Genomic DNA, 12,346 nt, shown 5'->3' on the forward strand with positions numbered 1-12,346 from the left:
ATAGTAGCGCTTCTTAGGCGCAATCTTATAAACAGATGAGCCTATGGTGCTCAATACTTTACCGATACTGACTGAGGCTATAATAGCTATGTCTCTAACGCCGCAACCTCTAACCGTCATTAGCCGTATGAGGTCTTCTATTTGAGAGTGACAGCCATTATAGGTTAAGGCATGGTCGCCAATGAACTGGCGGTTACAGTCCTTACATTGGTAGTTCTGCTTACCATAGCTTTTTATGCCGTTTTTCTTTAAACTAGAACTGTGACAGTCGGGGCAGCTGATTTCTATTTGTGTCTTCATAACCTCAAATATATCATCTTGCTTCGGCTGTCACTCTCCTTTTATTTCCTCAGCATACTTTCTGATACACCACCAAAAATTTTATAACTGAAGTTTGGGTTATTCAGACTTTGTTATAGTAATACTAGAAGATATTAGGTAAGCTTGATGCTAAAACAGCGTTAACATCAAGCTGCACAATTAAAAAACAATTAAATCTGATTTGTCACCAGCGACGTTTAACCTTGAACTCGGCGGCGCTCAACTTCGCTGCCTTGTACTGGTTTATCAATATCTTTGACTAAATGGAAATCAAAATCGATACTGGCGTATGGCTTATCCAGACCTTTTTCTTTAAGCTTGTCAGCATCGTCAACCATCGTAATCTCTGGTACTAATCCTTCACGGCTGGCAAAGGCAAAGTCATCCCATAGATACTCGTCGCCATCGATATTGATTTGGGTGGTTAGTTTGCGATGACCATCAGCACTGGCAAAGAAGTGCACGTGCGCAGGACGATGACCGTGGCGACCAAGCGCACTCAATACCTTTTGAGTCATACCTTCTGGAGGCACTGAGTAACCCAGTGGTACGATGCTACGGAAGCCATAGTTACCATTTTCATCGGTGATGATCGTCCGACGTAAGTTGAACTCAGACTGTGACTCATCAAAGAAAGAGTAGTTGCCTAAGCTATTGGCGTGCCATACCTCAACCTTGGCATTGGGGATAGGGTTACCATCCTCACCATAAACGGTGCCTTGCATAAATAGCACCGTGCCTTTGCCATCTTCAGTGCCATCATCTAAGCGAGCAAAGCCTTTTTCTTCTGGCGCGCCAGCGACATAGAGAGGGCCTTCAATGGTGCGTACTGTACCACCATCAAGACCTTCTGCTTTCAGATCTTCTTCAATCATTAAATCCATAAAGTGATCAAAACCCAGACCAGGCGATAGCAGGCCTGCTTCTTTGCCTAAGTCACCAATGTATTCCACACCGCTCCAGTATTCATCAGCAGTGATATGTAGGTCATTGATGGTTTTCATCAAGTCAGTGACGATACGTAAAGTAATCTCTTGTACGCGTGGATTGACTTGTTCAGGGTAGTCGATTTTGCCTTTAACAAACTTTTCGGCCAATGCTTCGATTTGCTTGTGTTCCATGTCTCTCTCCTTGTTGAGGACTATTTAAAAGGTATTTAATTGAGTAGTCTTACTCAATATTTTAGATCTGTTGAAGGGTATCAATATTAATTTTTTTGCTAAACTGTTACTAAATTTTAATTACTATATTTTAGCTGTCGTCATCACGGATAGATGAAGGATGACGTAATAAAGGCGTCACTTCGACCTTCATATAGGGATAAAGCGGTAGCGACATCATGATATCGTGTAGCTCTTCATTGCTTTCGACATCAAAGATACTGAAGTTAGAGTACTCGCCAGCCAAACGCCAAATATGACGCCATTTACCTTGTTCTTGCAGCTTTTGCGAGAGGGCTTTTTCGGTGGCTTTGAGCTCATTAACTTTATCAGCATCCATATCTGTTGGGATTAAAACATCCATTCTGACGTGGTATAACATGGTGACTTCCTTATTAATGATTGGTGAATAAATTTGATCACATAAACATCATTTGATGATAGTTGTTGCAATTAAGACTTAGCAGTATATTTCTCTGGTTCAGAAAGCTTGGGTAGGGCTGCAGCATTGTGCTCAGCATAGTGATAGACCTTGTCCTTATCGACTTCTATACCCAGTCCAGCGCCTGTAGGCACTGTTAGACCAAAGTCATGATAATCAAGTGGCTGCGCTAGCACATCATCGGTTAGTAATAGTGGGCCAAAAAGCTCTGTATCAAAGCCTAGGCTAGGGTAAGTAGAAAACACATGCGCTGATGCGGCTGTGCCAATAGGACCTTCAAGCATCGTGCCGCCATAGAGCTCAATACCTGCTAGTTGTGCCATTTGACCGATGAGACAAGCCGCTTTTAGTCCGCCAGCTTGATTGATCTTCACGGCAAAGACATCAGCACAGTGATCGGCTGCTAAGGCAAAAGCATTCTGAGGGTCTTGGACGATTTCATCTGCCATGATAGCCACCTCAAAGTGCTCTTTTAAGCGTTTGAGTGCTGCTTTATTACGCATGGATATGGGCTGCTCTATGAGGTCAACGCCGCCCGCTTGCAGTAGTCCAATGCCTTTCATGGCTTCAAGCTCTGTCCATGCTTGATTGACATCGACGGTAATGCGGCACTCAGGCAGAGCTTGTTTGATAGCCAATACGTGTTTGACGTCATCAAGAATAGGGTTGCTGCCGATTTTTAACTTAAAGATGCGATGCTTTTTTTGTGCGACCATCTGTTTAGCTTCAGCGATATCAGTCGCAGTATCACCACTGGCAAGCGTCCATGCCACTTCGATACGATCACGGACGCGTCCACCGATCAGCTCACTGACAGGTAGGCCTAAGCGTTTGCCTTCGATATCGAGTAGAGCAGTTTCAATCGCACACTTGGCAAAACGGTTGCCACTGATATGCAGGTTGAGTAGCTGCATGGCTTTGGCAGAAGTGGTTGGCTGCTCTGTTAATAACAGTGGCGTGAAGTAAGTATCAATATTGGTTTTGATGCTATGAGGGCTTTCTTCAGCATAGCTTAGACCACCGATCGTAGTCGCTTCGCCCCAACCTTCAAAGCCGTCTTCGGTCTGGATATGCACCAATACCAGTACTTGCTCTCTCATGACGGTACAGGCAAGCTTATGCTCTCGAATAGTCGGTATTGGTACCAGCAAGGTATTAATTGAACGAATCATATCTATCCCTAAGCCCTTAAGCGCTAATAAGTAATTCTGCATCCTTTATATAACTATATGCGTTGTCACTAGGCTTGTCTAAGACCTGTTTTAACAAATTTTAATACCTTTTAGGTATACTATGGTTATGACTTACCTATAGAACAGCGAATTAAAAGCATCCGAGAAAATTTTAAATAGCATATAACTCATTTAGATAAGAAGTAGCCAATGGAACTCAGACATTTACGTTATTTTATAGCGGTAGTGGAGGAAAAAAGCTTCAATAAAGCGGCACAGCGTTTATATATCTCACAGCCACCGCTTAGTCGACAAATCAAACAGCTCGAAGAAGAGCTAGGCGTGGTTTTAATTGATCGTCAGCAGCGTCCTCTTAAAGTGACCGAAGCTGGCAGTTTCTTTTATGATCATGCCCTACAAATATTGCAAAAATCTGATCATTTACGCGCCATGACCATGCGCAAGGGCAGCTTTGATAGCTCCTTATCGATAGGCTTTGTCGCCTCGATTTTGTATGGCACCTTACCCAAGATAATCTCTCGCTTTCGCCAATCCTATCCCACCGTGCAGATTAAGCTGCATGAGCTGAATTCATGGCAGCAAACACAGGCGTTGACCAGTGGAGATATCGATGTGGGCTTTGGCAGATTGTTGTTTGAAGATGCCTCTGTCAGACGTATCTTATTAAGAGAAGAGACTTTAGTGGTGGCTGTACCTATCAACCATCCTATCATTCAAGAAGGGCGCACTAGCGTTGATATTGCGGACCTGATAAATGAGAATTTATTACTCTATCCGAAGACGCCGCGGCCCAGTTTTATTGATTATATATTAGGACTATTTGAGGCAAATAACTTAAAGCCCAGTTGCTATTTTGAGGTGAGTGAATTGCATGTGGCTTTGGGTCTGGTAGCGGCAGGCGAGGGTATGACCATCGTGCCTAAATCACTGCAAAATCTACGCGGTCAAGAAATTGGCTATCTGCCACTAGAGCAAGGGCTTTTAACATCACCTGTGATTATGAATGTTCGGCATTTTGACAAGTCAGCGTTATTGAAAACCTTGTTAGAGGTCACGTATCAGGTTTATGAAGAAGAAGGTTTTGTGTATAAACGTGAGCAAATTTGAATAAACGCTGCACTTACTATAGTAGATTCAATTTAAAAATGTTATAGCGCTACTGGGATGAATTTTGCGCAGCCTCTGTGTATACAGCACGCAAGGAAAATTTATACCAGTAGCGCTTTGGAACTTATGACAGTTTTGTTTTCAACTGGCTATAAGTCTTTTAATAGTGAATTCAATAGACCCTAAGGATTAAGGATGATCTTATGCAACCTTTTCATTATAAAGCCCTGCCGATTGACGTTCATTTTGGCGTAGGCAAGTCAGCTGAAGCCAAAGACATCTTATGGCAACAGGGTTATCATAAAGTATTGATCATTACGACGCCTGGGCAAAAAGAGGCGGGTCATAAACTGGCAAAACAATTACAAGACATCTGTGCAGGCGTGTACCCGCATGCCGTCATGCATGTGCCAGTAGCCGTGGCAGACAAGGCGGTAGCATTTGTCAAAGACCATGACATTGATTGCTGTCTGGCGTTAGGCGGTGGCTCGACCATTGGCCTTGCCAAAGCTATAGCGCTGAAGACGCAGCTGCCCATCGTTGCCATACCGACTACCTACGCTGGTAGCGAGATGACAACCATCTATGGTCTGACAGAAGACAATCTAAAGACCACTGGGAGAGACAGTCATGTGCTCCCTAAGGTGGTGATTTATGATCCAGAACTGAACCTAACCCTGCCTGCCCAAATCTCAGCGTGCTCAGGTATGAATGGCATGGCGCATGCGGTAGAAGCACTTTATGCTCAGGATAAAAACCCCATCGTCAGCTTAATGGCGATTGAATCTATCAAAGCGCTCAAGTCTGCCTTACCTGTGATTGTCAAAGACCTTACGAATATCTCAGCCCGTCAAAAAGCAACTTATGGTGCATGGCTGGCTGGCGTTTGTCTTGGCTCAGTTGGTATGGCCATTCACCACAAAATTTGTCATACCTTAGGGGGAGCTTTCAACTTACCGCATGCGCAGGCTCATGCCATTACGCTTGCATATTCAGTCCATTACAACCGCAACGCTGATAGTGAAGCCATGGATAGACTGGCAGAAGCTTTGGGTGTCAGTAGCCGTGAAGAAGTTGGTATAGCAATCTACCGTTTAAACGAGTCTTTAGGTATTGAATTAGCACTAAAAGACATTGGTTTGCCTACAGAGGGTCCCGCGCAAGTAGCAAGGATCGTTTGCGACAGTCCTTATTATAATCCTCGTGAATACCATTACGACGAGCTAAAGGCGTTATTACAAAAAGCATATAAAGGTTTGCCACCTGTTTAAGTGTCACATATACATCCGAGCTGCTTTGAGCTTATATTAAATTGAATCGACCACACTGACACTATCTAGAAGATGTTTACTACGAAGGTTATTCTGTGGATTAGGGTATAACGTCATTATATCTGCTACTATATTTAGATTTATTTAACTCAGCTTACTAAAAAGCAAGGACAGGAGATAATCATGGCAGCGTATTACAGTTGTATCAAACGCGAGCAGCAAACAGATAATATCAGTGTTGCGCATTATAAGCCCACTCAGCATGCTCAAGGTGCATGGAACCCACATGAGCAGCATATGGCGCCAGCGACTGGGGTGATGGTTGCTGAATTAAGCCAATTTGCACCGCAAAAAAATATGCGCATAGGACGTATTAGCCTAGATATTTTAGGGCTCATACCGCTCGATGAGTTTACGATTACCACTCGCTGTATACGTCCTGGCAAAACCATTCAATTAATTGAATCGGTAATGAGTAGTGGTGGTAGAGACTGTATCACCGCCCGTGCATGGCGGTTATTGACTCAAGATACGAGCAGCATTGCTGGTTTAGAAGATCAACACGCAACCCAACATCCTGACGAGCTGCCAATTTGGGAAGAGATGAAAGGCTGGCCTGGCGGGTTTGTCAAAAGCGTGCATCTTGTTGCCAATTCAGATAGGCGAGCGGGTAAGGGTCTGGTATGGATTACCAATAATACTGAGATGGTAGAAGGGAAGCCAACGACTGACTTGGTTCATCTGCTAGGTATGGTGGATCTTGCTAATGGCATCGTACCAAGAACAGGACTAGAACTGAGCGATCTAAAATGGGTATTTCCTAATACTGATTTACAAATTCACATGCATCGAGTGCCTAAAGGAAGTTGGCTAGGTATTGAAGCTGTACAACAGTACGGTGATGACGGTATTGGTATAACCAGTGCCATCTTACATGATGTACATGGACCTTTTGGTCGTAGTGAGCAAATCCTTACCCTTCGTCAGATGCCACGTTAAATCTGTGCCGTACAAAAATGTTGTGAAAGGCCAGTAAACCATCATTGAGCTTAGTCTTTTAAAAGCTCAATGATTAGGGCGTGTCTTCATTTTAAAAATGGTCATAAAAATGAGATAAATTGCTGTCAGCCAAGGAAAATAATGCAGATAATATCGGGATATTAACCAGTTATTTGACGCAGTATGACAAAATTTAGCCATTTTTAGCCCATTTAGATATCATCATTTGAATTGAAGACACGCCCTATAAGGCGATGCTGGTCCAAATAGATCAAAACTGCTTTAGCCCAACCACTTTATTTATCCATCAATATCACAATAACGTTTCAAATATTTGCTCAATATAGTCTTCTTCTTTATGCACATTCACAACGGAAATGCCTTGCATGGTGTAATAAAATCGTGACGCCCTTATTTCCGCTTGTTCTTTCTCATAACCTAAATTTTCAAAAATCATTGAAATGTAAGTGAGGCGATGAGTATCAACTTCATTCAGAATTTCTTGCACTGATTTATCATTTTGTGACCAATTACGGATGGCCAGCTCTAAAGCGGCGGCATTGGTTTTGCTATGACGTTTATAAGGAATTAAGAAGAGTTTTCTTAATCTCTCTTTTGGCGTTAACTCTATGTCGCTCAAACGCTCGATAATGGCAACGGTAGAGCGAGTACGCCAGTTTGATAATAGTTTTTCAAACAGCTCCTTTCGACTGCTAAAGTGCCAGTAAAAACTGCCTTTGGTGACTTTTAGTTTTTTGGCGAGCGGTTCAACTCTGACAGCAGAAATACCTGATTTAGCCAGTTCAGATTCAGCGATATCTAACCAGTCTTGAGCGGTAAGTTTACTTGGTTGACTTGGATTTTTTTTGCTCAAATCCATGCTTTAGGACCTCTATTTATTAAAAAAGAGTCAATCATATATGATTCACTCTTGTACAGTTATTCCAGTGGGTACGACAGGGTTTAATCGTTGCAAACGATGCTTATAGCGTAACCATCGTCTGACTTTGAGCCGCATTTATAGAAGCGTCTGATCACACGCACGTGCACCCTGTCAGTCGCTTGTATAGTCAGTTCGAAATAAAATCGATACGCTGATTTTATCGTGCAGTTGGTATAAATTTTCCTTGCGTGCTGTTATCACAGAGGCTGCACAAAATTCATCCCAACCGCACTGTATCGTTTTTTAAAGTGGGTTAACTATATTAGGCTGCCGCATTTTATCATTTTAATTGATGTAAGTCTTACTCTAATAAGAATTCTGCTTCCTGCTTATCTTCTATTGACAGTAAATACACCATAATAATAAATGAGAATAAAAATCATTAATGTGTTTATTGTCGCCGCTCCATACGGTTGGGTACTCTCTTAAAAGCATACGCATAGGTATGGTGAATATAAGAAACTATTATTTTAGTATAGGCTAAAATAAATTCATAAAATAATTATCTCTTTTAAACCCTACTGTTTGTAAGGCTTTTAAAGCTTTTGATTGCAAGGGTTTGGAGAATATGGGAGTTATGATATATCTATACAGAGCAATAAAGCATAGATCTTATTTGTTATTAACATACGGTAGCGTATTGACATGACTTGGCTTTTTTATTATTGTAATTGCAAGTAATAAATAACTTTCTCGTGAAAACTGTTATCAAGGAAGATCTAATATGCAAGTAATTGATTCCGGTAAAGGCAAAACCATCGAAGCTTTTGGGTTGCAAACAAACTACTTAGAAATGGGCGAAGGAGAGCCGCTATTGCTACTGCATGGTTCAGGTCCAGGTGTTTCCGCTTATACCAACTGGCGTAAGATTATTCCTGAACTAGCCAAGCACTTTCGTGTAATAGCACCTGACTTGGCTGGTTTTGGTCATACCGAACGAGACCCTAACTTCAGCTACGATATCAAGCACTGGGGCAAGCATTTACTGGCCTTTTTGGATGCTCTAGGTATTGAAAAAACTCACGTCATTGGTAACTCATTTGGTGGTTCGTTGACGCTCGCAACGGCTGCACGTTTTCCTGAGAGATTCTCTAAGCTCTGCTTAATGGGCACTCCATGTGACAAATTCTTTATGACACCAGGTCTACGTTCAGGGTGGGACTACACGCCATCACGCGAGAATATGCGTCAAGCCATGTCACATTTTCCGCATAATCCAGACACCATCACTGATGAGCTGGTGGAAGAGCGCTATCAGACCAGTCTCATTCCTGGTGCTCAAGAAGGCTTACGTAAGTTATTGGTGCAGCCAAATGAAGAAGGCGAGACCCAGCTTTCAGGCATGCCTGAGCATGTGGTCGCCAAAATCAATCATCCCGCTATCGTTATTCACGGCCGTGAAGATAAAGTCGTGCCGACAGAAATGGGCTTCAAATTGGGTCGTTCCATGCCTAATGCAGATCTACATGTCTTAGCAAATTGTGGACATTGGGTCATGGCAGAAAGACCTAAAGAGTTCTTGCAATTGGTTATCAATCATTTTTCAGCAGAATAAAGCGAGGCCGTTATGTTTCATGTTGGTAAGTTAGAAGACTTAGAGATTGGCGATGCGATCAAACTTGATAGTTTTGACCCTCCGATTGCCGTGATTCGCGGTGAGAGTGGTGACGTCTATGCGATTGACGACACTTGTACGCATGCCCAAGCCTCGTTTTGTGATGGCTTCGTAGAGGGCGATACGGTTGAGTGTCCACTGCATATGTCCGTGTTTTGCTTAAAGACAGGGGTTCCTGACAATCCCCCAGCGATAAAAGCGGTCAATGTCTATGACGTTGAGATTAAAGACGGCGAGATATACGTTGAGGTCGACAGATGAGCCAGGTTGAGTCAGTCATCGTCGTTGGTGCGAGTGCCGCTGGGATCAGCTGCGTCAGAAAGCTGCGCAATGATGGTTTTTTGGGCAGCATTACGCTGGTCGATAAAGACCAACACGGTGCATATGAGAGACCACCGTTATCCAAGCAGGTCTTGCTAGAAGCAGATACAACGCACAAAGATATCGCTTTAATCAGTGATGATGAACTCACTGAGCTCGATATCATAGCCTATTACGGTGATGGCGCTCATAAGGTAGACCCTACTTCACGCACCGTTACTTTAGAGTCAGGCAAACAGTTAACAGCCGACGTCATCGTGTTGGCAACGGGTGGAGAAGCCAGACGCCTACCTATAGAAGGGGCTGACTTACCGCAAGTATTGGTATTACGTCATTACGAGGATGCGCTTAACTTACGTCAAAGACTAACGCCTGATGCACGAGTGGCAGTAATCGGTGGCGGCTTTATTGGCGCTGAGACGACAGCTTCTTTATCTAAGTCTGGTTTTTTTGTCTATTGGTTAGATGCCGTAGAGCTACCAATGGCTCATCTATTACCGCAAGAGCTCTGTAAAAAAATTGTCGCCAATACCTGTGCTCAAGGGGCGAAGTTGGTAAACAACTGCCGCATCAAAAAATTTATAGAACAAGCAGATGGACAGGTGTCTATTTTATTTGAAGATGATACTTCAATTGAGGTTGATGCCGTTGTTATGGGTGTCGGCATGACACCAAAAACGCCTTATTTATCTGCAGCCACTACATCGAAGATGCTGAATCAAGCGACCGGTGGTATTCAGGTCAATCAAAATCAAGCCACTGAATATCCAGGGGTGTATGCCGCTGGAGACGTAGCGGCAGTACTGCAGGATGATGGCTCAACGGTCCGTCATGAGCATTGGCAAGCAGCACAATATCAAGGTGAACGCACTGCGGCGGCCATTCTCAACCAAGAGCTACCTCCAGAACCTGTTGATTGGTTTTGGTCAGATCAAGGTGACTTACATATAGAGATGGCTGGCAATATCTTACCCACCCAAGAACATTTAGTGGTGAGGCATGAAGGTGATTGGCCAGTATATTTTAGTGTCGTTGATAATCAGATGATAGGCGCCGTCAGTGTCGATAACCCAAATGCGGTTCGTGCTGCTATGCGTATGATAAAAAACAAGGTACATGTCGACCCATCACGGCTAGCTGATCTAGAAATACCATTACGTAAGCAAATGCGTGGTTAACCAGTTGCTAAGATAAGCGCTATAAAAAGCAACTGCTAGTGTAAAACTATTAAAAGGGATTTTAAAATGTCAGAGATTAAGGCGTTAGGTTATCTTGGATTTTCTATTTCTGATCCACAAGCGTGGCGAGATTATGCCGAAAATATACTCGGTGTCAGTATAGAAGAGAATAACGATGGTGATATATCATTACGAGTCGATTCTTATGCATGGCGTATTAAGCTAAAAAACTCAGATCACGACAACCTTGATTATGTGGGTTGGGAGGTCAGTGACAAGCAAGACCTAGAAAGCTTAAAGGCTCGTTTAAGCGATCAAGGCGTTGAGTTTCAAGTAGGCTCAGATGAGTTGGCTAAAGCCCGTCAAGTTCAAGAGCTCATCGTATTTAATGATCCCGATGGCACACGTTGTGAGGCCTTCTATGGCCCACTACAACTGACCAATATTCCTTTTGTTAGTCCTAAAGGCTTCCGCTTTATTACTGGTGAGCAAGGACTCGGTCATATTGTTCTTATTAGTAAAGACCATACTGCGCAAGAAGCATTTTACACTCAGCTTTTAGGGTTTAAGGTATCAGACTACATCAATACAGAAGTCATACCTGGCAAACCTCTAAACATCTCCTTTTTACGTTGTAACGGACGTCATCACTCTTTGGCGTTGGCGCCTGTCCCTATTCCTGCCAAAGTTGCCCATATTATGCTGCAAGTCGACAATGTCGATGATGTCGGCCGTGCGATGGATGCGGCAGAAAAAGCGGGCACTCACTTCTCATTTACGCTAGGTCGACACTCTAATGATGAGATGTTGTCTTTTTATACCATGAGCCCATCAGGGTTTGATGTTGAGTTTGGTTGGGGTGCCATAGAAGTGGACGATGATACTTGGCATGTCAAAGTTCATCATACCAACTCAGCTTGGGGCCATAAATTTCAGCGTCCTCCGCGCAAATAATCTATCAATTCACCACGCATACGAGAACTGCAAATTATGAACGATCACAGCAAGGCTTCAGAGCTAGCCACCTCACTTTTTGATGCTTATGAACAGGGCGCAGTGGCACCGCTACGTGACAAAGTCGACGCCACTGACATCGCTTTGGCTTATAACATTCAGCAAGAAAACCATCAGCGATGGAGTGAGCAAGGCCGAGTGACTATTGGTCGCAAGATCGGTCTGACATCAACTGCCGTACAAGCACAATTAGGAGTCGATCAACCAGACTATGGCATGGTCTATGCCGACACTTGCTATTGCTCAGGAGCGCAAATATCTGTCGGTCAGTTTTTGCAGCCCAAAGTCGAAGCTGAAATTGCCTTCGTACTTAAGTCTGATTTGGACGCTGATAATTTGACGATTATTGACGTGATGAATGCCGTTGACTACGCCGTTGCTGCACTGGAGATCGTCGATAGCCGAGTGGCGAACTGGGATATTAGCCTGTTTGACACCATTGCTGATAACGCATCTTATGGCGGAATCGTCATGGGGACCACTCCCGTACCGCTCAGTCAACTGGACTTAGAAAGCTGCAAAATGCAGTTGTCAAATGACACTGAAGTCGTCTCTGAAGGTGAAGGAAGAGCGTGTTTGGGTAACCCTTTACTGGCAACGCTTTGGCTCGCTAATAGAATGATCGAAAATGGTCAGCCACTCAAAGCAGGTGATGTAGTGCTATCTGGCGCTTTGGGTCCTATGGTAGCTGTCAAATCAGGTGATAAGTTTACCGCCACCATAGATGGCCTAAATAGTGTGTCAGTGAGCTTTGTTGAATAAAAAACTAAATACTTTCTCGA

Annotated in this window: 13 protein-coding genes; 8 read left to right on the forward strand and 5 right to left on the reverse strand. The window is 43.5% G+C overall.

The genetic code is table 11. The annotated features are described in order from the left end of the window. From J3492_RS10405 to J3492_RS10420, 4 genes are all read right to left on the reverse strand, one after another. Nucleotides 1-300: IS1/IS1595 family N-terminal zinc-binding domain-containing protein (locus J3492_RS10405; RefSeq protein WP_207991124.1), on the reverse strand; the 300-nt coding region annotated here is incomplete at its 3' end. Nucleotides 301-518: 218 nt separating this feature from the next. Continuing rightward, nucleotides 519-1,442 carry a catechol 1,2-dioxygenase gene (gene catA / locus J3492_RS10410; protein ID WP_207991987.1) on the reverse strand — a complete coding sequence of 308 codons (924 nt, stop codon included), beginning with the start codon at nt 1,440-1,442 and terminating at the stop codon, nt 519-521. A 130-nt stretch (nt 1,443-1,572) separates the two neighbouring features. After that, entirely contained in the window at nt 1,573-1,863 is a 291-nt protein-coding gene (gene catC, locus J3492_RS10415; RefSeq protein ID WP_201574503.1) for a muconolactone Delta-isomerase, read from the reverse strand. 71 nt (nt 1,864-1,934) lie between these two features. Continuing rightward, nucleotides 1,935-3,095: a muconate/chloromuconate family cycloisomerase gene (locus J3492_RS10420; RefSeq protein WP_207991988.1), complete on the reverse strand. Its 1,161-nt coding sequence runs from the start codon at nt 3,093-3,095 to the stop codon at nt 1,935-1,937. 210 nt (nt 3,096-3,305) lie between these two features. Between J3492_RS10420 and J3492_RS10425 the strand changes: the two genes are divergently transcribed. From J3492_RS10425 to J3492_RS10435, 3 genes are all read left to right on the forward strand, one after another. After that, nucleotides 3,306-4,223, forward strand: coding sequence for a LysR family transcriptional regulator (locus tag J3492_RS10425; RefSeq protein WP_207991989.1), 918 nt, complete (start codon nt 3,306-3,308; stop codon nt 4,221-4,223). Nucleotides 4,224-4,426: 203 nt separating this feature from the next. Then, nucleotides 4,427-5,494 carry a maleylacetate reductase gene (locus J3492_RS10430; RefSeq protein ID WP_207991990.1) on the forward strand — a complete coding sequence of 356 codons (1,068 nt, stop codon included), beginning with the start codon at nt 4,427-4,429 and terminating at the stop codon, nt 5,492-5,494. Between the two features lie 183 nt (nt 5,495-5,677). Then, entirely contained in the window at nt 5,678-6,493 is an 816-nt protein-coding gene (locus J3492_RS10435) for a thioesterase family protein (RefSeq protein ID WP_207991991.1), read from the forward strand. Nucleotides 6,494-6,806: 313 nt separating this feature from the next. Here the strand turns inward: J3492_RS10435 and J3492_RS10440 are convergent, their stop codons facing one another. Further along, nucleotides 6,807-7,373, reverse strand: coding sequence for a TetR/AcrR family transcriptional regulator (locus tag J3492_RS10440; protein WP_207991992.1), 567 nt, complete (start codon nt 7,371-7,373; stop codon nt 6,807-6,809). A gap of 787 nt (nt 7,374-8,160) precedes the next feature. Between J3492_RS10440 and J3492_RS10445 the strand changes: the two genes are divergently transcribed. From J3492_RS10445 to J3492_RS10465, 5 genes are all read left to right on the forward strand, one after another. Beyond that, a complete protein-coding gene (locus tag J3492_RS10445; protein ID WP_207991993.1) occupies nt 8,161-8,991 on the forward strand; it encodes an alpha/beta fold hydrolase in 831 nt (276 codons plus the stop codon). A gap of 12 nt (nt 8,992-9,003) precedes the next feature. Further along, on the forward strand, nt 9,004-9,312 hold the full coding sequence (locus tag J3492_RS10450; protein ID WP_207991994.1) for a non-heme iron oxygenase ferredoxin subunit: 309 nt from the start codon (nt 9,004-9,006) through the stop codon (nt 9,310-9,312). Next, on the forward strand, nt 9,309-10,550 hold the full coding sequence (locus tag J3492_RS10455; RefSeq protein ID WP_207991995.1) for an NAD(P)/FAD-dependent oxidoreductase: 1,242 nt from the start codon (nt 9,309-9,311) through the stop codon (nt 10,548-10,550). The genes J3492_RS10450 and J3492_RS10455 overlap by 4 nt, the downstream gene beginning before the upstream one ends. A gap of 66 nt (nt 10,551-10,616) precedes the next feature. Then, nucleotides 10,617-11,504: a VOC family protein gene (locus J3492_RS10460; protein ID WP_207991996.1), complete on the forward strand. Its 888-nt coding sequence runs from the start codon at nt 10,617-10,619 to the stop codon at nt 11,502-11,504. Between the two features lie 36 nt (nt 11,505-11,540). Further along, nucleotides 11,541-12,326 carry a 2-keto-4-pentenoate hydratase gene (locus tag J3492_RS10465; RefSeq protein WP_207991997.1) on the forward strand — a complete coding sequence of 262 codons (786 nt, stop codon included), beginning with the start codon at nt 11,541-11,543 and terminating at the stop codon, nt 12,324-12,326. The last annotated feature ends 20 nt before the right edge of the window (nt 12,327-12,346 follow it).

Origin of the sequence: Psychrobacter coccoides, from assembly GCF_017498085.1 — a bacterium.
Classification (GTDB): domain Bacteria; phylum Pseudomonadota; class Gammaproteobacteria; order Pseudomonadales; family Moraxellaceae; genus Psychrobacter; species Psychrobacter coccoides.

Bases quoted from the DNA above. Each gene is read 5' to 3' on its own strand.
- catA (WP_207991987.1), bottom strand. From the start codon at position 1,442: ATGGAACACAAGCAAATCGAAGCATTGGCCGAAAAGTTTGTTAAAGGC.
- catC (WP_201574503.1), bottom strand. From the start codon at position 1,863: ATGTTATACCACGTCAGAATGGATGTTTTAATCCCAACAGATATGGAT.
- J3492_RS10420 (WP_207991988.1), bottom strand. From the start codon at position 3,095: ATGATTCGTTCAATTAATACCTTGCTGGTACCAATACCGACTATTCGA.
- J3492_RS10425 (WP_207991989.1), top strand. From the start codon at position 3,306: ATGGAACTCAGACATTTACGTTATTTTATAGCGGTAGTGGAGGAAAAA.
- J3492_RS10430 (WP_207991990.1), top strand. From the start codon at position 4,427: ATGCAACCTTTTCATTATAAAGCCCTGCCGATTGACGTTCATTTTGGC.
- J3492_RS10435 (WP_207991991.1), top strand. From the start codon at position 5,678: ATGGCAGCGTATTACAGTTGTATCAAACGCGAGCAGCAAACAGATAAT.
- J3492_RS10440 (WP_207991992.1), bottom strand. From the start codon at position 7,373: ATGGATTTGAGCAAAAAAAATCCAAGTCAACCAAGTAAACTTACCGCT.
- J3492_RS10445 (WP_207991993.1), top strand. From the start codon at position 8,161: ATGCAAGTAATTGATTCCGGTAAAGGCAAAACCATCGAAGCTTTTGGG.
- J3492_RS10450 (WP_207991994.1), top strand. From the start codon at position 9,004: ATGTTTCATGTTGGTAAGTTAGAAGACTTAGAGATTGGCGATGCGATC.
- J3492_RS10455 (WP_207991995.1), top strand. From the start codon at position 9,309: ATGAGCCAGGTTGAGTCAGTCATCGTCGTTGGTGCGAGTGCCGCTGGG.
- J3492_RS10460 (WP_207991996.1), top strand. From the start codon at position 10,617: ATGTCAGAGATTAAGGCGTTAGGTTATCTTGGATTTTCTATTTCTGAT.
- J3492_RS10465 (WP_207991997.1), top strand. From the start codon at position 11,541: ATGAACGATCACAGCAAGGCTTCAGAGCTAGCCACCTCACTTTTTGAT.